The sequence below is a fragment of the Pseudoxanthomonas sp. 3HH-4 genome, from assembly GCF_006716465.1.
GTDB lineage: Bacteria > Pseudomonadota > Gammaproteobacteria > Xanthomonadales > Xanthomonadaceae > Pseudoxanthomonas_A.
In genome coordinates this window covers 243,205-264,038 of sequence record NZ_VFPB01000003.1, presented here as the reverse complement: position 1 = coordinate 264,038, position 20,834 = coordinate 243,205, and the positions used below count along the sequence as shown (strand labels likewise).

Annotated in this window: 25 protein-coding genes; 9 read left to right on the top strand and 16 right to left on the bottom strand. The window is 58.5% G+C overall.

Going from position 1 to position 20,834, the window contains the following annotated elements; translation table 11 throughout:
* Nucleotides 1–57 precede the first annotated feature (57 nt).
* Complete coding sequence (locus FB548_RS11175) at nt 58–591, top strand: hypothetical protein (RefSeq protein ID WP_142124858.1); 534 nt, start codon at nt 58–60, stop codon at nt 589–591.
* Here the strand turns inward: FB548_RS11175 and FB548_RS11170 are convergent.
* The 3 genes from FB548_RS11170 to FB548_RS11160 all read right to left on the bottom strand — a co-directional run bounded on the left by FB548_RS11170 (nt 557) and on the right by FB548_RS11160 (nt 2,489).
* Nucleotides 557–793 (bottom strand): hypothetical protein, encoded by a 237-nt coding sequence (locus FB548_RS11170; protein ID WP_142124857.1) that lies wholly within the window; start codon nt 791–793, stop codon nt 557–559. The genes FB548_RS11175 and FB548_RS11170 overlap by 35 nt on opposite strands.
* A gap of 243 nt (nt 794–1,036) precedes the next feature.
* Nucleotides 1,037–1,507 carry a hypothetical protein gene (locus FB548_RS11165; RefSeq protein WP_142124856.1) on the bottom strand — a complete coding sequence of 157 codons (471 nt, stop codon included), beginning with the start codon at nt 1,505–1,507 and terminating at the stop codon, nt 1,037–1,039.
* A gap of 7 nt (nt 1,508–1,514) precedes the next feature.
* Entirely contained in the window at nt 1,515–2,489 is a 975-nt protein-coding gene (locus FB548_RS11160; RefSeq protein WP_142124855.1) for a toll/interleukin-1 receptor domain-containing protein, read from the bottom strand.
* A 144-nt stretch (nt 2,490–2,633) separates the two neighbouring features.
* Between FB548_RS11160 and FB548_RS11155 the strand changes: the two genes are divergently transcribed.
* On the top strand, nt 2,634–3,029 hold the full coding sequence (locus tag FB548_RS11155) for an H-NS family nucleoid-associated regulatory protein (RefSeq protein ID WP_142124854.1): 396 nt from the start codon (nt 2,634–2,636) through the stop codon (nt 3,027–3,029).
* A gap of 91 nt (nt 3,030–3,120) precedes the next feature.
* Here the strand turns inward: FB548_RS11155 and FB548_RS11150 are convergent, their stop codons facing one another.
* From FB548_RS11150 to FB548_RS11125, 6 genes are all read right to left on the bottom strand, one after another.
* Nucleotides 3,121–3,891, bottom strand: coding sequence for a hypothetical protein (locus tag FB548_RS11150; RefSeq protein WP_142124853.1), 771 nt, complete (start codon nt 3,889–3,891; stop codon nt 3,121–3,123).
* Nucleotides 3,892–4,095: 204 nt separating this feature from the next.
* Nucleotides 4,096–5,862, bottom strand: coding sequence for a hypothetical protein (locus FB548_RS11145; protein ID WP_142124852.1), 1,767 nt, complete (start codon nt 5,860–5,862; stop codon nt 4,096–4,098).
* Nucleotides 5,855–7,894 carry an SIR2 family protein gene (locus FB548_RS11140; RefSeq protein ID WP_142124851.1) on the bottom strand — a complete coding sequence of 680 codons (2,040 nt, stop codon included), beginning with the start codon at nt 7,892–7,894 and terminating at the stop codon, nt 5,855–5,857. The genes FB548_RS11145 and FB548_RS11140 overlap by 8 nt, the downstream gene beginning before the upstream one ends.
* A 253-nt stretch (nt 7,895–8,147) precedes the next feature.
* On the bottom strand, nt 8,148–8,627 hold the full coding sequence (locus FB548_RS11135) for a hypothetical protein (protein WP_142124850.1): 480 nt from the start codon (nt 8,625–8,627) through the stop codon (nt 8,148–8,150).
* 8 nt (nt 8,628–8,635) lie between these two features.
* Nucleotides 8,636–8,959, bottom strand: a complete 324-nt coding sequence (locus FB548_RS11130; RefSeq protein ID WP_142124849.1) for a hypothetical protein — start codon at nt 8,957–8,959, stop codon at nt 8,636–8,638.
* Nucleotides 8,960–8,997: 38 nt separating this feature from the next.
* Entirely contained in the window at nt 8,998–9,747 is a 750-nt protein-coding gene (locus tag FB548_RS11125; protein WP_142124848.1) for a hypothetical protein, read from the bottom strand.
* 112 nt (nt 9,748–9,859) lie between these two features.
* Here FB548_RS11125 and FB548_RS11120 point away from each other — a divergent pair, with 112 nt between their 5' ends.
* From FB548_RS11120 to FB548_RS11110, 3 genes are all read left to right on the top strand, one after another.
* Nucleotides 9,860–10,201: a helix-turn-helix transcriptional regulator gene (locus FB548_RS11120; RefSeq protein WP_142124847.1), complete on the top strand. Its 342-nt coding sequence runs from the start codon at nt 9,860–9,862 to the stop codon at nt 10,199–10,201.
* Between the two features lie 282 nt (nt 10,202–10,483).
* A complete protein-coding gene (locus FB548_RS11115; protein ID WP_142124846.1) occupies nt 10,484–10,726 on the top strand; it encodes a MoaD/ThiS family protein in 243 nt (80 codons plus the stop codon).
* A 1-nt stretch (nt 10,727) separates the two neighbouring features.
* Nucleotides 10,728–11,153: a molybdenum cofactor biosynthesis protein MoaE gene (locus tag FB548_RS11110; protein ID WP_142124845.1), complete on the top strand. Its 426-nt coding sequence runs from the start codon at nt 10,728–10,730 to the stop codon at nt 11,151–11,153.
* Between the two features lie 46 nt (nt 11,154–11,199).
* Here FB548_RS11110 and FB548_RS11105 read toward each other — a convergent pair whose 3' ends face one another.
* From FB548_RS11105 to fdhD, 7 genes are all read right to left on the bottom strand, one after another.
* Nucleotides 11,200–11,772 carry a molybdenum cofactor guanylyltransferase gene (locus FB548_RS11105; protein WP_255470526.1) on the bottom strand — a complete coding sequence of 191 codons (573 nt, stop codon included), beginning with the start codon at nt 11,770–11,772 and terminating at the stop codon, nt 11,200–11,202.
* A gap of 38 nt (nt 11,773–11,810) precedes the next feature.
* On the bottom strand, nt 11,811–12,011 hold the full coding sequence (locus tag FB548_RS11100; protein WP_142124843.1) for a hypothetical protein: 201 nt from the start codon (nt 12,009–12,011) through the stop codon (nt 11,811–11,813).
* Nucleotides 12,012–12,035: 24 nt separating this feature from the next.
* On the bottom strand, nt 12,036–12,839 hold the full coding sequence (locus tag FB548_RS11095) for a family 1 encapsulin nanocompartment shell protein (protein ID WP_142124842.1): 804 nt from the start codon (nt 12,837–12,839) through the stop codon (nt 12,036–12,038).
* A 4-nt stretch (nt 12,840–12,843) separates the two neighbouring features.
* Complete coding sequence (locus FB548_RS11090; RefSeq protein WP_142124841.1) at nt 12,844–13,875, bottom strand: Dyp-type peroxidase; 1,032 nt, start codon at nt 13,873–13,875, stop codon at nt 12,844–12,846.
* Nucleotides 13,872–14,657, bottom strand: coding sequence for an EAL domain-containing protein (locus FB548_RS11085; protein WP_142124840.1), 786 nt, complete (start codon nt 14,655–14,657; stop codon nt 13,872–13,874). Before FB548_RS11085 ends, FB548_RS11090 begins: the two co-directional genes overlap by 4 nt.
* A gap of 62 nt (nt 14,658–14,719) precedes the next feature.
* Nucleotides 14,720–15,283: a mechanosensitive ion channel family protein gene (locus FB548_RS11080; protein ID WP_185742086.1), complete on the bottom strand. Its 564-nt coding sequence runs from the start codon at nt 15,281–15,283 to the stop codon at nt 14,720–14,722.
* Complete coding sequence (fdhD, locus tag FB548_RS11075) at nt 15,280–16,122, bottom strand: formate dehydrogenase accessory sulfurtransferase FdhD (RefSeq protein ID WP_255470508.1); 843 nt, start codon at nt 16,120–16,122, stop codon at nt 15,280–15,282. The genes FB548_RS11080 and fdhD overlap by 4 nt, the downstream gene beginning before the upstream one ends.
* 278 nt (nt 16,123–16,400) lie before the next feature.
* Between fdhD and FB548_RS11070 the strand changes: the two genes are divergently transcribed.
* From FB548_RS11070 to FB548_RS11055, 4 genes are read left to right on the top strand one after another with little or no spacing between them, the layout of a single operon-like run.
* Complete coding sequence (locus tag FB548_RS11070; RefSeq protein WP_142124837.1) at nt 16,401–18,035, top strand: OFA family MFS transporter; 1,635 nt, start codon at nt 16,401–16,403, stop codon at nt 18,033–18,035.
* 49 nt (nt 18,036–18,084) lie between these two features.
* Nucleotides 18,085–19,068 (top strand): cation diffusion facilitator family transporter, encoded by a 984-nt coding sequence (locus tag FB548_RS11065; RefSeq protein ID WP_142124836.1) that lies wholly within the window; start codon nt 18,085–18,087, stop codon nt 19,066–19,068.
* Nucleotides 19,069–19,076: 8 nt separating this feature from the next.
* The gene (locus FB548_RS11060; protein ID WP_142124835.1) at nt 19,077–19,613 is read left to right on the top strand and encodes a molybdenum cofactor synthesis domain-containing protein; all 537 of its coding nucleotides are present in this window, start codon (nt 19,077–19,079) and stop codon (nt 19,611–19,613) included.
* A gap of 15 nt (nt 19,614–19,628) precedes the next feature.
* Nucleotides 19,629–20,816 (top strand): molybdopterin molybdotransferase MoeA, encoded by a 1,188-nt coding sequence (locus FB548_RS11055; RefSeq protein WP_142124834.1) that lies wholly within the window; start codon nt 19,629–19,631, stop codon nt 20,814–20,816.
* Nucleotides 20,817–20,834: the final 18 nt, after the last annotated feature.

Sequence of the window (20,834 nt, the reverse complement as noted above, 5' to 3'; positions counted from 1 at the left end):
CCCGGGAAACGGGTGGCGACAGGTTCGCCGATTAATACGCTGTCAAAGAGGCTATCGATGAGTGGGAATACTGTTTCCGTTGTTACTGCGGCAAAAAATGGAGTCATTGTCATTCGTCTCGATCGATATGATGAGACGGGGAATCCCGTTCCTGTGAGCGATCAGCCAAAAGGGCGTTTTCAGGTCATCGACGTCAACGGTCCGCCAATCGTTAGGTTCAGAGGAGAATCGCCAGACGAAGCTTGGGGCTTTGTTGACAAAAGTCCTGGCTATAGCGCGGCAAGCGATGAAGTGATCTCAGCTGAGTATCTTTCAGAGACATTTCGATCAAGCTTTCCTGAGGACGCTTCAGCGGCTAAAGGAATGGTCTGCAAGGTTGAAATCGTCGATCGTTCAAATACTTCTAGCAGTAAAGAGTTCGAGAGGTCATGGGTTCTCGTTGCCCTCAATGTTGGCGGTCCAAATAAGGGCGGACTCTCGATTCTTCTCGGGGAGCATTCTTTCGACGATCTTGCAAGCCTTCTTGGATACAAACAACGTGTTGATCCCGCGACGCCTACTGCGCCGCGCCCTCCAAGGCAGCGGCGTTAGGTGTTTCGAGGTTTCTTGGTATCTCGGAGATGTTTTGGTCTTGCCAGCGCGGGGTAATAGAAGGGCCCCAGTTGTAGAGCTGTTCTTGCCAATGGGTGATGACAAGCCTGGTTGCTTCGTCAGCCTCGACCTTTGCCTGTGCCGGAGGCACACGACTCAAAGCGGCAAGAAAGGCGTTGTTCCAGAATGTTTCGACCTTCATAAAGTCTCGCGAGAGGAGCATGGGGAATTCGCTTTCTAGCAAAGGGCGGGCGGCTGTCAACCCTGTTTGGTTAATAGTGCGCCGTATTTGTCGCCGAACCGGCATGTCAGGCAGCTGACTTTCGAGCTCTAACGTCTCTGATGGCCTCCGTTTGCACGGAGCCGTGTGTGGATGCTGGCTCAGCCGCGGCACGTCAGGTTGGTCAACTCGAAGGGAGTGACCTTGTGTGCCGAATTCGCCTGCTCACTTTGGATTGTCAGCCGATACCGAAGATAGAACGCGTTTCTCCACACCGGTGCCTATTACAACCTGCCATCGGAGGAAGCCTGCATGTTCTTGCGACGTTGGCGTCAAGCTGTCTTCGAGGATAAGTGACTCGAGCATGCTAAACGCCCTAAGGCCTTTAGCTTTGACTACCAGCCGGTCCCGACTGCGGATGACAGTCCCCGGTCGCTCGTCCATGCGGCTCGGATCAAAGATGCTGCTCTCATCTACTTCGATACGCACGTTAGGGATAATCAGACCATGCCAGTGCTCGTTGCCTGATGACTCAAACCATTTGAATCGCTCTCGTTCACTGAGAAAGAAGGCCGCAGGGCCATTCTCACATCGAGCGATCAAGATGGTCTCCTCATGGTCATGTCGAGGGAGAACCAGGGCCAATGGCATTGCCTGCCCGATGCTGCCGACGGTAAATTCGCTTGCGGAGAGCATGCTGCGCCTACCAGTTGTGGCGTTGTTGAAGTGGATCTATGACCAAGCCCCACAGGAGCTCCGCGGCCCCCTCCTGGGTCAGCTTCTGCTCGCGCGCTCGTCCGAACGATGACATGCCCATGCTGGTCAGGAAGAGCATCTGGTCGTCAGCGTCGACCGAAAGCGACTCGTTGGACGAATTGCTGCTGGTGGTTTCGCCTTGGAGATAGTTGATCGCACCCAGCATGCCGCCCAGGTAGACCGTCGCCCGCGCAACGTCTTTGCCGTCCTTGTAGATCGTGGCAAAGAAGCGGTTGGCATCCACACGCCGGAACGTGCCTTGGTAGCCCGGGTTCCGAGCCTCGAGCTCCGCTAAGGAATTCTCGAAGTAGCGCGCGATGTATTCGAACGTGTCGGCCTTGAACTGGTCCTTGTCTCGTTGGGTGAAACTCTTGGACAGCCGTAGGTTGCTCGATCGGGGGCCAGGCCTTGACGACGTGACATCACCTTCAGTGATGGATGCCTTTGAGGGGGAGGGTCCCACTAAGGCCGGTGCCTTTCCTCCTGAAAGGCGTCCGGCGGCGTCCCGGACCGCTCTGGCGACCTGGAGAAAGGCCTCATCCCGGTCCGGCCATTGGGTGACAGGCTTTCCGTCCGTAGGAGTGGCCATCAGCTTGCCAAAAGGGGCATAGGGCCATTCGCACGCCCTCAGAATCACGGGGATGACGATAGCCTCGCCTGCCTCGTGACGCTCCAGTGCCTGCTTCATCTCAATGTTGTAGCAGTAGTCCGAGGAAATGAAGTCTTGGCTCACCAGTAACAAGATGATGTCATCGGTATTGATGTGCTCATCGATGACTTGCCCAAGCTCCTGGCCCGCGCCGATACGGCGATCATGCCAAGTCTCAATCACCCCCTGGCGCTTCAGCATGGCCAGCTGCTTCTCCAACTGGTCGCGCAGGTCCTCGTCGGCATGGGAGTAGGAGAAGAAGACGGTTGGCAAGGGAAACCCCAAGTCGGCTGGGCGCTCCGGCCCGTTAGGGCTGATTCTAGCCAAGCCTTGGGTAGGCTGCTTCGCCACCGGTTCAATTAAACTCGTGGGCTGCCGGCCATCAGGTCCGTCTTCTGAAAGAGGTCAACGCAACGCATGAGTAAGCCAACCCTGGATTCCATCGCCACCGCCAAGGCCAAGCTGGAGGAGGAACTCCGGAAGCTCGAAGAACAAGAGATCCAGCTCCGCCAGCAACAGGCAGCTGATGCCTACGCCGAGGTCATGAACTTGCTCGGCCAATACGGTCAGCACTTCAGCGCTAAGCAAAAGGCCGAGATCGTGACGGCCGTGGGTGCAAGTAGCCCAGCAAAGGCCAAGAAGGAAGCAGGGACCAAAGAAGTCGCCCCGAAGTATTGGCTGCCCCATACCCAGGAGACGTGGAGCGGGCGAGGTCGGCCGCCGAGGTCGTTTACCGCATGGGAGGGAACTGCTGCCTACAAGGAATGGAAGGCTCGGCACCCTGATGAGAAGTTCCCGAGGTTTCCGGGGTGAGCAAGATCATCGTTTTTGAGAGGGGCTTTTAGCGGCCCCTCTTCCCAGTTCGCTCAATCCCCACGGTGAACTTTCCAAATCGACAACTAGATCATTTGGCCGTGGCCTGGATACTCAAGGCTGGCAGCGGAGTTCTGATCTCGATCCCCTCTCGAGGCAATGTCCTCATGGCCTTAGTATTGATGTCGTAGATGGCGATCAGGTTCTCATTGGTTGTGATGACGTGACCACTAACCAAGAGCTGATCGTCGCGCCAAAGCTCTGAGAAGTGAGCGGTTTCTCGCTTAAGAAAGGCATTCATTTCGTCGGCCTTGGACTTGCCAAACTTCTCGCCTGCAAGGCCCGGCACAATTGCCATTAGCAGGACAAGGCAGCCTACGCAGACAGTAGCTGATAAGAACAGCGTGGAGGCCAGCGCGGCGACGATGGGCTGTTTGACCCAAAAAGACCGACGGTCCAACCAGCTCCGCAACTCGGAATCTTCCTTGACCGGAATCCGGATGATCACGATGGCTAATGTGGACAGGCCGATAATCGCTAGCACGGCCCCCCAAGGAACGTCTTTGAGAAGGCCCAGTCCTTGAAGCAGTGTCACGTAGTAGCCGTGGATGATCTTTGAGTCGACCGCCTGCGGGAACGATGAAGGTTCGACTCCCAAGCTGGTCAGATAGGTTGAATTGGCAATGTCACCAGCGAGATGCAGGCAAAAGCCTATGATCGTTGCAAGAGCAGCTATCGCGCCGACCAGTGTCGCTGCCGTGGTCGCAATCTGTGGGAGGGACTGCTGGGCCTCCTCGCTTGACGGTCCTTGGTGCCTTTCCTTGCAAACCTTGGCTTCGCCGCCCCGTCGTCCAGTTCGCATAGCTTCCTTTTCCTCCGAGTTGATGGTTTGCTCGCTTGAACTCGGGGCGCCAAACCCGAGAAAGGACGTATTCAGCGCTACCTCTGCAGCTGGATGTGGGCGCGCCGATAGTGCTCTGGTGGTCCGGCGTGTCGAGCAAGATCGCTGCCTCGTCCAGCCTCTAGCGTCGTGAGATTCCGATCAAGTTTCTCTGACTGTCACGGTTCAATAGGCCATATGAACACGTAGCCGGTCGTTCCAATGTCGGTAGCGATGATCTTCAATCATGGACGGGTGCCGATTCTGGATACGACCCAGGATTGCTCGTAATGCGTCGCGGACGAACATTAATTGGTTGGGGTCGAGTATGGCAGTCACCAAATCCAGCGTGGCGGCTGGATGCTGCTCTGGGTGATTTGTATTAGCTAACTGCTCCAGGGGCAACCCTGCATCCGACGGCACAACAAGCGGAACGATCTGATGCACCGCTGACTCGAAATGTGCTTGAGTTGCGATTGCGATCTCTGCCAGATGGCGCGATTCCGATGCGCTCCGTGCATCAGGACCAAGTGGCCAACTGCGGCGCAACCACGGAGAAACGTTGTCATGCCAGATGCTGTCGGCACTTCGAGAGTCTTCGTTCTCAATTGGTCGTTGCATGTGCGCAGCGATCCAGGAAAGGGCTTCAGAGCGTTCTTGAGGTCCTAGGACTGCAAGAGCAGCGCGGCCCATATTGCGCGGCAGCTCAGCCATTCCCAACTCAACAACCACAACGGCAAGGAGTTGTGCCATTGACCCTGCGGCTTGCTCCCCAAGCCTAGAAATTCGATCCGTGGTGAAGCTCGCCAGGAAGCTGTGCTTGATCGCTTGCCACAGCAAAGGGTCGAAGCGAGGTTGCCAGGAAAAGCCTTGCCAGGAAGCGACAGCCTCTTCTTCATCTCGCATCCAATCAAAGCTTGGCAGAAGCTGGGTATGTGACCAGTCAGGGTCTACGGCGAAAAGATAGGATAAGCGAGAAGCGGCGATGACGCGGGCTGGACGATGCGAAATTTCTTCAGGAGATAGCAGAACGTTCAGGCGACCAACAAGATCTTCTGGGATGCCAGCGCCCACGAGCAAGCGGCGGGAGAAAAGCACGCCGAGAAAGGTCGTGGCTAGCGTGCCCAGCGATCGATTGATAGAAAGTGAAACCCAATCGTCGTGTCCGGGCTGATCCGCGTTACTAGGATCGAATGAGGCCGCAGTCGTGACAAGATCGAATACGCGCCAAAACTCGGGACCTTCAGAATCTTGAAGTGTTTGATTTGACGCGATGGCCTCAAGAAGGTTGGATGCTGCGCTGGATACGCGCGGAGTGCGCAGCATTGCGGAATCGATGTTTGCAATCAGTGCCAGAACAGCTTGGATCTGCTCGGAATCCTTCGTTGCGTCGCGCAATCCCCATAGTGCGTCGGACCAGAAGTCTGCATGATCGATGCTGGCGCTTCCTATCTCGCTGAGTATCGACAACGTCCGTCGTGTTTCGCGCGATGCGAACTGGCGCCATGCATCGAGAAGGCCGTCACGATCTTCGCTTTCAGCAAGAAGTAGGTCCTGAAGCTCTTCATCCGATATTTCAAGAAGTGCTTCCACTGTGTAGTCGCTTCCGCTGCCCCATCGGACTTGCGTATAAACACCAAAATGGCTTTGCTCGCCACCCCATTGCCAGTTCGGATAACGCTCAACTAGGCGATCACGTTCTGCTACGAGAGAGCCACTGAGGGTATGGCCCGCATGCTCCATTGCAGCGATTCGGTCAAATACTCGGCGATCACGTGAAGCTTCTCGTTCCGCCTCTGGAAGGTTGGGGTTTAGACGGGCCGGTGGTCCAGAAACAAGTGCGGATGAAAGGATCGCCTGATCGTTGTCCGAGAGCATTGGCCACAGAGAAACGAGTAGGTCGAGCGCCTCTTTTCGATGCGCGCTGTTCCAAAGTGAAGGTATGTCAGACATTCAGAAGATACCCCATCTTCTCCGATGGACTCAGGTGCGCTGTGCGAGAGGTGGCCGCTAAAGCGAGCCTGCGGAACGCAGGGTAATCTATCGAAAACCACCCTTCGATGAGGCGCTTGCTAGCCGCGGCATCTGTTCCATCGAGATGTTGCCAACCCAGCCAGATGAGATCGAATAGGCATGTCCACTTTTCACGATTTCGATTCTGCTCATGGGGAACGATGGAAGGACGTTGGTAGATTGATGGATCACTATTGGGCCCGGCCTCACCAACAAGAGCGAAGAGATCGAGTGCGGATTTCAGTTTTGACGTCAACTCCGTGATGATGCTGGCGCAAAAGGAGCCTTCAAATGGCTTGCCGCGCAGTGCGGAAAGCAGACTTGCTATGTGGGTTTCCTCGCTGAGGACAACTTTGGCTCTTGCAAGCTGATTTAGGCGCGATCCCCGGTCATCGTCAGGAGTTGGGTTGCCTTGATCATCCAGGGGAGGCTGGTAGTAAGCCGGCAAGAAGGTTAAAGACGGGCGCAGTCCAGCCAGGACTTCCTGCCGAAGCCACGGCTCTGCGTGCGAGTCGGTAAAAGATTTTGAGGCCGTATGAAAAGGGCCCTGCCAGCGCGGCCGGGGCGGAATTGCCCAGTCGCCCTCTGCCGAGATGCACCGCCAAAATCTGAGAAAGCCATCTCTCAGACCTTTTTCTCTCTCAATCTCTTCTCGAATCGCGAAGCGAAACTGTTCATGCAAGCGTCTACCATGACCAATCTTTTCGATTACTCGCTCGACCAAGTCAACGGAAGCAAGGTGCCTAACCAGCCAAGCTGTCAGGGCAAGCGCTGTGGGTGATAGTCGGTGATCCGAGAGGTTTGAGTTATGTGGAAATAACTCATTTGTTAGCAACTGTGGTGCTGGCGGTATCGGCATGTTCTGTTTGCTGGCTTGCTCCGCCTCAGTTGCGTGTTCCGCAACGAGTTGCTTGTCGTGTTGCTCAATCTCGTCAAGCCAAGTGAGATGAGGGGCGTCCGCGAGGCGTGCAAACACCCTTGCGCCATGTCCTTGGTCTTTGGGTCGTCCTGCAACCGCCCATAAGACATTTGCTGCTTCACTTGGATCCAGCGAGGCGGGCTGTGTTGGTGCGATTCGCTGGATCATTCCTGCAGTATTAGCAAGATAGTCCTGTCGCGCTTTAGCCCAAGCAATGACCGTATCGCGCAAGTAGCGATGGTCTTTTGTTTTCTTATAGAAGATTGGTTCGAGCCTGCGCTGCCGATAAGGGGCCGGGTCCGGCGAGGTGCTTGGTCTGGCAACGAAAATGTAGGCCTTGTTGCGTAAGTATGTTGTGCGCGAGGCGGCCCTCTCAGCAGCAAATGCATCTGTCATGTAGCGAAGAACAGGATCGTTGAGACTGTATCCGACGAAAAGGACCGTGAACTCTGCGAAAAGTCGTGCCACGAAGCGTGCCGCCCATGCGTCCGTCAAGTAGGCGCGACCAAAATCGGCGCTTGTTAGAACCAGATGATGGTTGTTGTCTTCGACGAGTCTCCCGTGCAGATACACCACGCTTTTCCAGCTCACAATATGGTCATTGCGCGGGATGGGGAGCACGGGACCCGAATGAAAGGGGACTTCATCAGATACCCCTTTCTGCGCCTGCTCGAAGTAGGTATCGAAGTTGGTGGTTATGAGCCTTGTGCCGCCGCTGTTGCGCAGGCGAGAAAGCTTGAGTATCGATTCATGAAGTCGTAAATCCCTCGGCGGCTTGGACAATCGCTCTGAAACCACTCGGCGCACTGCAGCGGCTTCGTAGTTGCTTTCGAGAATCCCCAGCATGCGGTCGGGCCAGTCCCATGCTTTGCTGTGCTTGCCAGGCACTGGCATGCCAAGTTCTGTGTAGCAATGCTTAACTAATCCAGCATAGCTAGGCAATCCTGCGCCCATCGATATGCCGGCGCCACAGAAGAAGATGACGCGATCGTCTTCTAGGTCTTGGACGAGATCGTCAGGAACCACAGGTCCGTCTTTGATAAAACGGGGCATAGTTTGGTTTGGATTGTGTTCTGGCGCGGACTCGGCCCTCCTGCCGCGTAACGGTCAGAAAGGTGCATTCTGAGATGTGATCATATCCAGCAAGACATTGGTTGTCGCGGCATCCAGCCTGCCTTCTTCTCCAGGCAGGTCTGTTCAATGGCGTTCGGGTGCGGCGGTGGACTGATATGGATTCTTAGGTGTTACATACCCAGTTTAGAACTAGAGGTGAGAGTTTCGCTCTTGGGGTCGGGGCCGAGCGAGCTCATTGGTCGGGAATGCTGGTGGATCTAGTCAAGCTGTAAACAGCGCCTCCGAGTATCGGAACCACCACGTGTGCCGGCACGAGGACCAACACCGCCAGACTGAAGATCGCTCCGGTTTGCTCGGGATACGGAAGCGCTGGCGCAAATCCCATGCCGAAGAGGGCCACCACGTGGACAACCAGCACCACGGACCAGGCGACTAGGAAGCCCTTCCAGAACCCACCCCGCTTCAGCCCCTGCTGTGCGAAGTGGGAATAGGGCTGTCGTTCGATCCAGTCCCGCCGCTGATACGCGCGGTAGCTGATCCAATACAGGAAGCCGAGAAGCAGGAGCAGACCGATTGCGCCCGCGACGGCGAGCCAACCAAGAGGGTGCCCCTGTTGGATGGCCTCAAAGCCTCCACCTGCGAACACCAGGCTGGCCCCGCCGAGCAGGACCGTCGCGCAGCCAACGTGCGCGTATGAGCGTGTGGTTGTCATAGGGGTGCTCAGGGCCTGTGCGCCGTCCAGGTGCCCGAGGCCTTGGAGAACCGGACCGGCTCCGTGAACGGCCGAACCTGGGGCGTCCCGGCGATGTCCAAAACGATCGCACCCCCAACGTCGCAGACGACACCGTCTGCCGTCTCCGATTGTCGGCAGCCACTCAAGGCGAAGTCACGGAATTCCTTGACCTGGACGGCGCTGCCCATGGCACCTTCGAATCTCGCGGCGATGGCTTTCTTGGCGTCGCTTTCAGAGGGCTCATTGCTGCTGCAGGCAGCCAAGATCAGGGCTGCGGAGAGTGCGAGGGCGGCGTTGCGAAGAGTGGTCATGAATTCGTCCTTGTTGAGAATGGGTAGGGAGGGGGCACTTACTTGTCGCGGTTGCCGTTGGGGTCGAACCCACCGATCCACATACGGGTGTCCCGGAAGGGCGTGAGGATCCCAGAGGGGCCGGGGTAGAGGTCTTCGGCGCGCAGGTAGCCGGACACCCACGCCATGCTCAAGGCGACCTTCCGGGCCTGCTCGGCAACGCCATCGCGGGACGTAACGACGTTGAATGGCTCCCTGGGAGGATTCGGCCCGGTCGTCCGCTGGTCGCCGGTGTTGGGCTTCCCAGGGCGCACCCGCAGGCCGACCATCAAATCCGTGGTTGCCTTCGCCCTGGCGTTATCGTTGAGCTCGGCTTCCTCACCCAGATCGTCCAGGATGGTTAGAGGGGCGTCCGCGCAAGCCTGGAAGGTCTCCGAGGTCGATGCGGCGGCACTGGTCCAGATCCGGGCTTCAACGGTCCAGCAGGGCAGCGACGCGCCCCATTCTTTGAAGGTCAGCGCGACCCGGGGCCAGTCCAGGCGGCCCATCTGGGCGGCCTGATGATCCTGGCCCTTGAAGAGCCCATTGATGCGGCCAGCACCACTGATCGGGGTGTAGAGCGGGCCCGCGGTCTTACGAGCGCCGGAGCGGGGCTTGGCGCCGACCATCTGTTGGCCCGCGCCTTTCAGGCTGTCACCCAATTGGCGGAAGAAGCCGGGCTTCTGTGCGGGCTGGTCTTGGGCGAGGGTGGAAAAGCTGGCCAGTGCCAGCGTCAGGAGCGCCAGGGCTCCGTGTCCTGTGTGCTTCATTGGTGTGGCCCCTGTAGACCGACGAGCCGTCGGCATTTACGATAATCGCAGATGTGCAGACGGGGTCCAACCGGCACACTTAGGGGAATTCAGCTGCCGTGCAATTTCCGACATGCCCCAGCCCAAAACGCCGGCAACGGTCTATGGCAAGCGCCTGCGCAGTGCGCGGCTGGCCAAGGGCTGGACGCAGGCCGACTTGGCCAAGCGGATTGGCATGGTGGACACCGTGTCCGGGGCCACGCGCGTGAGTCGCTACGAGACCGGTGCGCATGACCCGGATCCTGCAACGGCGGAGGCGCTGGCCAAGGCCTTGGGCCTGCCGCTTGCGTATTTCCACGCGACATCCGACGTGCTTGCCGAAATTATTCTGGTCGTGTCTCGCCTTCCCGTGGCGAAGCAGAAGGAGGCGCTAGAGCGCCTTAAAGAGTTGGCGGCAAGGGGAGCAGAGCGGTGAAGCAGTGATCTGGCGCCCCTCATCGCAGCCGCTTCCCGAGGTTCACTGTCGACAGACTTTCTCGGGCTAAATCGTTAGATGTGTGAGGGCTAATAGATGCTGTGCAGCCATCAAGGTTCAAGTCAACGCGTTGCAACTGTTCTCTACTGGACCGAACAACGGGGCTACTCCTAACTTGGAGAATCAGTTCGGCCGTGGAGATAGCATGGCGCTAGATGCGCTGTTCGATGATTAGGCCGATAGAATGATTATTCTTAATTTCTTTGGTGTAGATCGGCTGGCATGAAGACTGTGCGCGTCTTGTATTTTGCTTCGCTGCGCGATGCGGTGGGGCTCGCTGAGGAGGATGTGAGCACCGAAGCGTTGGATCTGGCGGGTCTTTATGCGCAAGTGGCCCAGCGACACGGGCTACAGTGGCCTACTGCTCACCTTCGCGTCGCCTCGGACGGTGCGTTTGCACGGTGGTCAGATGCGCCCCAAGAAGGCAGCGAGATCGCCTTCATTCCACCGGTGAGCGGAGGCTGATATGGGTGGCTTCGTCATTTCAAACGTGCCTATCGATGCGATATCCCTTCGGGATACGCTGCTGGATCGACGTGCGGGTGCCTTCGCCAGCTTCGAAGGTTGGGTTCGGGATCATCATATGGGCCAAGCTGTGCGGGGCCTGCGGTATGAAGCCTACGAGTCGCTTGCCACGGCAGAGGGCAAGCGCATCGTTGACATGGCGTGCGAGAAGTTCGCCATTCTCGATGCCGCCTGCGTGCACCGGATCGGTGAGCTGGCGTTGGGGGAAATGGCGGTTTGGGTCGGGGTGAGCGCAGCTCATCGTGATGCCGCGTTCTCCGCATGTCGCTACATCATCGATGCAGTGAAGGAAGATGTGGCCATCTGGAAGAAAGAGCACTACGAGGACGGTCGCCAAGACTGGTTGCATCCAGAGCCTGCGACCTAGTCCTACGCACCTGTTTTGTCGGGTTCATGCCTGCTGCAGTGCAGGTCTACTCCCTCAGTGCCGGATTGATGGTCCTCACATATGAGGCATCGGCGGGCGTGTTCGTATTGATCAGCACGGTAGGATCTTTCACATCCAGCAGGCGCAGCTGCAGGTGAGCCATTGCGTGCCGCAGGCTTGCGCCGCCATGGTCGATACAGGCATGCAGGGCCGTGCGGCAGGAAGGCTCCCAGATGGCGCATAGCGGCTCGGGCCGCGCGTCAACGACGCTCGCGTATGCCGTGGCACCGCCTTCGTGGAACCGGGAGGTGATCAATCTTTGCAGTGTGGGTGCATCGAGCAGAGGAAGATCGCAGGCGATCACCAGCCAGCCGACATCAGGATAGGCGTGCATGGCCGCCAAGATCCCCGCGACCGGGCCACAGTCGGCCAGCTGATCGACGATCTGCGGAAGTGTGGATCGCAACGCATCATCCGTCTGCGCCTCGCGCACGGAGATGAAACATCGATCCACTCGGCTTTGGAGCAGTGCGTAAGCCCGCTGGAGCTGCGGTTGTCCTTGGTAGCCCAAGTAGGCCTTGTCCTGCTGCATGCGTCGGCTTTGGCCGCCACTGAGCACAAGGCCATAGAGGGGCCGAACATGGGCCACGCTCGCCCTCAGCCCAGTTCCTGGAAGAGGTGGCCGTTGGCCTCAAGCTCCTTTAGCTGATCCGGTGGGATCTCGTTCTGCCAGACGTGTCCTTCCAGTTGCCACTGGCTTGCATCGGCCAGGTCGGGCAGTCCCGCCCCTTTACGCACATAAAGACCCAGGGTAGGGCGACTAGGATTGATGTAGAGGTCGAACTCTTGCGGTTGCATTTGACATGCTCCTGTCGGAAAGGGTCAGCCGCCTAGTGAAAGATCCACAGACGCTTCGGTAGTCAGATTGAGAAACGTGAAGCTTTCCTGGAAATACAGTTCGACGTCTTCATGCGAGTGACCGATGTAGCCGATGGACAACTCCTCGCCCAGGTGCAGTTCGAAATCACCCCCGCGCCCGGTGAGCATGAGCCCGCCTTCGATGGCCGGTGCCCAGATGATCTCTCCATCGATCAAGCCACGAATGTCCTTGAGGACCGGGTAGCTCTCTGCTGGGGCCCCACTGAGTCGTTCGTAGGGCTTGCGGCCCAGCAAAAGCTTGTAAGGGCCGTTGACGCCTGCATTTTTCAATGTTGCAACGGCCCGCTCCACGGTGCCCGGATACTCCCTCACCTCGGCAGGCAAGGCGATGGACTGATTGCTGCTGCTGGGGCGAATTCCGTCGATGTTGGCCAACGCGTAACCATCGACAATGGCCCGGTCCTCGCCAAAGGCGATGCAGCGGGCTGCGTCTTTGAGCGGTTGGAGATCCGGATCGTTCGCGCCACGCTCCACCGAATCGATCGCCTCGCGGGAAAGCTTGAAGGGAACGCGAAAGCGCACCAAGGGCTTTACCTTGTATTGGCTCACCGTCAGGCCTTCTTGCTCGGATTTGAGGGCCTGCAGGTGGCCGGTGCCCACGGCAGCCAGATCGGATCCGGCCGGCCCGATGACATCCACGACCTTGCGCGCTGCCAGGTAGCGTTTGAGGGTCCGAGAAGCTTCTTCTTCGATCTGCTCCCATGCGCCGGAGGAGATGGGCGCCAGCTGGCGATGCAGGTTGTTCATGGGTCTATTCTCCTTTCAGTGAGCCAATGCGGAGCGAGCCGTTCTTTGTGCCTTCAACCTCCGAGGAAGGGGAGTGCTCTTCTCGGATCGTTGGCGCTGACTCAGGGCGCGCGGGAAGGCTTGCGAGCAGGTCCACCGAGGGGACAAAGAACAGGCTTCCGGTGATGGCCTTGCTGAAATCAAGCAGGCGGTCATAGTTGCCGGGTGGATTGCCGACGAACATATTGGTGAGCATCTGTTCGGTGCGTTCGGGCGAGCGGGCGTAGCCGATGAAGTAAGTGCCAAATTCCCCTTTGCCCACATCGCCAAACGGCATGTTGTCCCGAAGAATCTGTAGCTGCTTGCCATCTTTGGTGATGTTGGTCAGCACATTGTGGGCGTAGGGAGCCTTCTCTTCGTCGGCGATCTCTATGTTGGAGAGTTTCTTGCGTCCGATGATGGCCTCTTGGGTTGAGACCGGAAGTTTGTTCCACGCGGTGAGGTCATGCAGATACTTCTGGACGATCACATAGCTTCCGCCTGCGAAGGAGGAGTCCTCCTCACCAATAACAACAGCGTCTATTGCATCCTGATCAGCCGGGTTTTCCGTGCCATCGACAAAGCCAATGAGGTCGCGGCTGTCGAAGTAGCTAAACCCATGGACTTCGTCCGTCGTGGCCGCATCAGCCCCTAAGCGCTCGATCAGGACAGAGGCGAGCTCGAAACACAAGTCCATGCGATCGGCTCGGATGTGGAAAAGGACATCGCCTGGTGTCGACACCGCATGATGTTGCCCTTTGATCTCGCGGAACGGGTGAAGATCCTTGGGCCTGGGGTCGCCAAAGAGCCTGTCCCAGGCATCTGAGCCAAATCCCATGATGCAAGACAGGCCCGCCTCAGGCGCGCGGGAGCCAACGGCGCGGAGTATGGAACTCAAATCCGAGCACAATGCACTGCACGCCTTGAGTGGATCGGCTTCTTGTTTGAAGACGATCACAAGAAAGATGGCCGCCCGCGTGATCTTGGTTACGACCGGTTGGGAGATGGCTGAGGTCACACTTGCTCCTGTTGCGTTGAGTGCTGGTGTGCTGCGTGCCAGGCAATGAATTCTTCCGCGGGCAGAGACTTGGAATACAGCCACCCTTGTGCCATCTCAATGCCGGCTTTGCGCAGCGCTGCTTCCTGCTCTATCCGTTCCACGCATTCAGCCACGACTTTCCTACCACTGGCCTGGATCAGGGGTGCCAACTCCTGCAGCAGCGAACTGTGGCCACTGTCATCGATGCTGCGGCTTACTTCCCTGTCGAGCTTGATCACATCCACGGGTGCCTGAAACAACACCAGAAGGTTGCGGCTGCGGGCGGCGATGTCATCCAGTCCGATCGCTACGCCCTCGTCCGATACTTCCTTGAGTTCTTCGAGGCCCAGCCTGTCGGGGATGCCGCGTTCGGTTACCTCGAGCAGAATGGACCCTGGGTAGTCCAGTAGCTTCGATGTTCTGGCCACATACTCAAAACCACCGCGGCCCAGCACTTTGGGCGGGACGTTGATGCCGATCTGAGCGCCAGGATACTGTTTAAGCCATGGTCCGAGTTCCTTTGCCACCTGATCGATTACCCAATAAGTCAGTGCTCCAGCGACGGGCGTGTTCTCCACCAGGGGCACGAAGTCCATGGGCTCGATGATTTGTCCTTGATGTTTCCAGCGAACCAAGGCCTCAGCGCCCACGCAGCGCAGATCTTGCATCAACGATACGGTTGGCATGTATTCAAGGAACATCTCATTGTTGATGATGGCCTGGTGTATTTGCTGCTCGGTGTAGATTTCCGGCTGTGCCATGGCTTGGATCCCTCGCTCAATCGACGTCGGTTATGGCACGGGCTGTTGGAACCCCAGTGAGTTCATCCCTTCTTCGGGGCATTGACTACACGAACCACAGCACCGCTCATGATCACACCGTTTGGGATAACAACCTCGTTGGACTCCTCGTCTATCAGGGAAGTGAACCCTAAGGAAATTTCCTTCACGCTTGCTGAAATGGTGCCAACCGGTGAATAAATTCGCACATCATCGCCCACCCGGATGGCTTTGGAGGCCACGAGGGAAAAGCCGGCGATGAGGTTGCCCAACGTGTCTTGCGCAGCCAGTCCAAGCACCACGGAGATAATGCTCGCTCCCGCCAGCAGGGCGGTGCCCAAGGCGCGAAGTTCTGGCACGACGTGCGCGAATGCGGCGATGCCGAAGAGATAGATCAGCATCTGCACAAAGACGCTGGCGAACTGCAACACGGTCACATCTGAAAGGCGGTGCTCTAAGCGCTTGGCCGCCCTTCGTGTGAACCACGCCAGCGTTGCACAAACGCAGAGCGCCACGATGCCTATGATGATCGCGCCGGCTAGGGAGCTTGGGTCCAGCAAGGAGCTTGTCTTCCCAGCTAGGTTGGGCAGTTCGAGGCGCGCAGTCATGTCAGGCGCTCGGGATAGGTGTAGATGTTGTAGCGTTGAGGGCGGGAAAATCCGATGAGACATATCCCTGCGCCACGGGCCAAGTCGATCGCCAGGGCCGTGGGGGCAGAAATTGCCGCGATCATGCTTACCCCCGCACTGGCCGCCTTGGCGATCATTTCATAACTGGCTCGGCTGGATATGAGCAAGAAGCCGTCGTTGGGGTTGATACCCTCGCGCGTGAGTGCGCCGATAAGCTTGTCCAAGGCGTTGTGCCGCCCCACATCCTCGCGCGTGAGCTGAATGTTGCCGTTCGTATCGGCCCAGGCTGCCGCATGCATTGAGCCGGTGGCATCGTTGATAGGCTGGTGCTGACTGAGTGTCTCCAGTGCATGGCGCAATGCCTGCGCGGAGAATGAGCGCACCTTGGCAAGAGGGGCGGGCTGCCTGACGAGATCTTCGAGTTGGCGTGTGCCACAGATGCCGCATCCGCTGCGACCAGGAAGCAATCTTTGGTCGTCGGTAGACAGGGCGTTGACGGGCGCTTGTTCGGCCACACGCATGGAAAGGGAAATCCCTTCGACATAGTCCTTGGTTTTGACATCCAGCAGCTGATCTGGATGGCTGATCAATCCTTCGGTCAACGAGAAGCCCAGCGCAAAATCGTCCAGATCGCCAGGCGTGGCCATCATCACGGCATAGGAACGATCGTTGTAGAGCATGGCGATAGGGACTTCCTCTGCGACCTTATCACTTGTGTTGGCGCTCGCATCGCCCTGCACACGCACGATCGGGCGTTGTGCATACCTGGTGATCGACTCGGTGTTGGTTGCGCACATCATGCCTTCACCCTGATTCACCCCACGGCACCGCGGCCTTCGCATCCTCTGGCCATTGGAACATTTGCGGACAAACTGTCGGCGAGCCGGATGAGGATAGACCTTTCCGGATCAGACCGTAAATCCTCTCGCAACGCCGCTACGAAAGTAGCGCTTCCGGACGGACATTCTGTCCATCTTGTCCGGACATTCTGTCTTTAACGCGGTGGTAGCGTTCCGCGGGCCAACAACATTACTGGCACGCAGGTCCATCACGTCATGGGCCAATGTCGATACCAGCAGTCTTTGGGAGGAGATGTATGGAGAAGGCAGCCAACAGTGGGGCCACCGTTGGGTTTCTGGACAAGTCCCGTAGCGTTGCACGACCTGGCTTCAATCGATGGCTTGTTCCCCCTTGTGCGCTGGCGATGCATCTGTGCATCGGCATGGCGTATGGGTTCAGTGTCTTCTGGCTGCCCCTGTCCAGGGCCATCGGCCTCTCAGAGCCTGCTGCATGCCCGGACATGACGCTTCTTGATGCACTCACCACTAGCACCTGCGATTGGAGAGTGAGTGATCTGGTGTGGACCTATTCGATCTTCTTCGTCGTGCTTGGCGCGGCGGCCGCGCTTTGGGGCGGGTGGCTGGAACGGGTAGGGCCGCGCAAGGCCGGTGTAGTGGCGTCCTGTTGCTGGTCCGGTGGTCTGCTGCTCGGTGCATTGGGCGTCTACATACATCAACTTTGGTTGTTGTGGTTTGGCACGGGCCTGATAGGCGGTATCGGATTGGGTCTTGGCTACATTTCCCCAGTCTCAACGCTGATCAAGTGGTTTCCAGACCGTCGCGGCATGGCCACGGGCATGGCCATCATGGGCTTTGGTGGAGGCGCCATGATCGGCAGTCCTTTGGCGACGATCCTCATGGAGAAGTTCGCCGATGCCACGCAGGTGGGTGTTTGGCAAACGCTGCTGATCTTGGCCGTGCTGTATTTGGCATTCACCATGGCCGGTGCGCTGGGCTATCGCATTCCCGCTCCAGGCTGGGCCCCGGCGGGGTGGACGCCGCCCGCAGCCGTGGCTAGCAGCCAGTTCGATGTCCATTTGAAGGATGCGCATCGCACGCCTCAGTTCTGGCTGATTTGGCTGGTGCTGTTTCTCAATGTCTCCGCCTCCATCGGCATTATCGGCATGGCTTCGCCAATGCTCCAGGAGATCTTCGGTGGAAAGCTGATCGCGTTGCCGGATCTCGCATTCTCCCAGTTTGGTGATGCTGAGCGCGTGGCCGCCGGCGCCATCGGCGCGGGCTTTGTGGGGGTCATCAGTCTGTTCAATATTGGCGGACGGTTTCTGTGGGCAAGCTCCTCAGACAAACTGGGTAGAAAGCTCACCTATGCCGTGATGACAGGCTTGGGTGCATTGCTCTATGGCATCGCGGCGCCGTCGCTGGTTGGCGGTCCGATCGCGTTGTATATCCTGGTGTTCTGCATCTGTGCCTCGATGTATGGCGGCGGCTTTGCCACGGTGCCTGCCTATCTGGCTGATACGTTTGGAACGCGGTTCGTGGGTGCGATCCACGGACGCTTGCTCACGGCATGGTCCACTGCCGGCATCGTGGGTCCTTACTTGGTTACCTCAATACGCGATGCACGTATTGCCGCGGGTGCGCAAGGAGGCGATGTCTACCAGCCAATCTATTGGACGTTGGCTGGGCTGCTCGTGCTGGGTTTCCTACTCAACCTGCTGATCCGGCCCGTGAACCCGCGGTTCCACATGAGCGCGGCGTCGGAAGGGGTGGCAACCAAGAGCGTGGGGTCAACGGGTGTCCTGGGCTTGATTGGAGGTGAGGCTGTCAATCCGGTTCGCGGAAGGCTGGCCCTGGCATGGATCGCGGTGGGTATTCCCATTTGCTGGGGGGTGTTTGAAACCGTTGAGAAGGCTGCAGCATTGCTGGCCTGACGGTGCCGCTGGCACCGTGGCCACGCAGCGCCAACCTTGAGTCCATTCTATGACCCAGCTAGCAGCCCAATCCAACTCCAAGGCCGGCATCACTTCCCGCCGCACGGTGTATGCCGCCTTGGCGGGCAACCTAGCCGTGGCGCTGACCAAGATTGTTGCTGCGGTGATGACCGGCAGTTCGGCCATGCTCAGCGAGGCCATTCACTCGGTTGTGGACACGGGCAACGAGGTGCTCCTGCTGTATGGGTATCGGCAGTCGGAGAAGCGACCCAATCTCATGCATCCGTTCGGGTATGGACGTGAGCTGTATTTCTGGAGCTTCATCGTTGCCTTGTTGCTTTTCTCGGTAGGGGCGGGCGTCTCGATCTATCAAGGTGTGCGCCATGTCATGGCGCCTGACCCCGTGGAGAACGTCCAGATCACCTATGTCGTGTTGGGCTTTTCGTTCGTGTTCGAAGCCTATTCGTGGTGGGTGGCCTGGAAAGGTTTCTCCCAGGTCAGGGGTGGGCAGGGCTTCTGGGAGGCATTTCGCAAGAGCAAGGATCCACCTGCCTTCATGGTGCTGTTTGAAGACTCTGCGGCATTGGTGGGTATCGTGATTGCAGCGCTGGGCATCTACCTGTCGGAGCGTTTGGGGCTTCCCATGCTCGATGGAGTGGCGTCCATCTTGATCGGGCTGGTCTTGGCGATCATTGCCGGGTTGTTGGCCGTGGAGAGCAAGAGTCTGCTGATCGGAGAGCGCGCCCCACCGGCATTGGTAGAAGCAATCTGCCGTATCGCCGCCCAGCAACCGGGCGTGCTATCGGCCAACAGCGCCTTGACTGCCCAGCTCTCCCCCAACCAATCCCTGGTCGCTTTGAGTATCGCCTTCGAGCCCACGCTGTCGGTATCGCAAGTTGAAGTATGCGTGGCCTCGATTGAGGCTCAGGTGAAGTCGCTGCACCCGGATGTCATCGCGTTGTTTGTCAAACCGCAGACCTTGCACCAATTCCACTCCGCTGTTCGCCATCGGTTCGGCGATATCGACCCTTGAATCCTTTTATGCCAGGAATAGATAGCCAGTTGCCATTCAACGCCTTGCAAGTCGCTGTGCTGACCATCTCAGACACCCGCACCCGGGACACGGATAGTTCTGGTTCGCTGCTGGCTGGCCGGCTTGCCGATGCGGGACATCGACTGATGGAGCGCGCGTTGGTGCGCGATGACATCCAGCAGATACAGGATCAGGTGTTGACCTGGGCCGATAACGCCGAGATCGATGTCATCTTGACCACGGGAGGCACCGGTTTTAGTCCCAGGGACGTAACCGTGGAGGCCGTTAGGCCGTTGCTTCGCAAGGAGATGGATGGGTTCTCCGTCCTGTTTCACCTAGCCAGTCTGGCCACGGTGGGCGTGTCCACCCTGCAATCTCGCGCGTTCGCCGGCCAGGTGGGAGACACCTTCATTTTCTGTCTGCCGGGATCGGCCGGTGCATGCCGCGATGGATGGGACAAGGTCTTGGTGTTGGAGTTGGACAGCCGATATCGGCCTTGCTCCATTGCGGGCCACATTCCCCGGCTGCGTGAGCTAGATGTGTGACGCTGGAGAAAGCTCATGATCGATTTTGAGCACGCGTGTTCGCTGATCGCAGGACTGCACGAGCGCACCGGGATCGAGTCCACTCCCTTGTCGCAGGCCTGCGGGCGAGTCCTTGCACGGGATGTGCATGCGCATGTGGACTCGCCCAGGCAGCGCGTCTCCGCCATGGACGGCTATGCGGTGCGAGAGGCCGATCTGGCTATCCTTCCGGTCCGTCTCCCGGTTGCGACCACCTGCTATGCCGGTGGTAGCCCGGCCCCGGACGTGCCCCGAGGAAGCTGCGCGCGCATCTTTACCGGGGCTAGCGTGTCCGAAGATCTGGACCGGGTCGTTATCCAGGAGCAGGTGCACGAGAAGGCAGGGGAGGCGATCTTTGAGCAGGCCGTGGGTTCAGGGCGCCACATCCGCGCGCAAGGGAGTGATTTCCGGCGAGGCGACATGCTGCTGATCGCTGGCACCCGACTCGACGCGCGCGCGGTGGTTGCGGCAGCCGGGGCCGATCGTGCACGCGTTGACGTGCATCTGCGTCCCCGCGTGATTGTGCTGGGGCTGGGTGATGAGCTGTGCGCGCCTGGCACGGCGCGTGAAAGCGAGCTGGGGGTGCCTGAGAGTGTGTCCTTCGGCGTCGCCGCACTCGTTGAGCAATGGGGTGGGGTATGCATTGGTCGCGTTCTGCTGCCCGATGTGCTCGACATCCTTGAACGTGCCGCAGGGGGTGCGCTTGAAAAGGCCGACCTGGTGGTCGTGGCAGGCGGAGCATCGGTGGGGGAACGAGATTTCGCCAAGGCCATGTTTCATCCGCATGGCCTAGAGCTGATCTTCTCCAAAGTGGCCATCAAGCCTGGCAAGCCGGTTTGGCTAGGCCGTGCGGGTGGGAAACTGGTGCTCGGCCTGCCGGGTAATCCTTCCAGCGCGCTGGTTACTGCTCGGTTGTTCCTGGCCCCGCTTCTGATGCGGTTGGGTGGTGGTCGCATGGCCGATGCACTGCGCTGGATACAGGCAGGGTTGGCACTGGAAATGGCGGCGGGCCATGAGCGCGAGACGTTTGTTCGCGCCCTTTGGTATGAGGGCCGCGTGCTGCCGCTGCCTGAGCAGGACAGTAGCGCGCAACGTGCACTGGCTCAGGCAGATGTTCTCATTCGCCGGCCCAGCAAAGCCGATCCGGTTCAGATGGGCGGCTGTGTCGAGGTTCTCGAGTTCTAGTGCATCACCTTTCCGAGG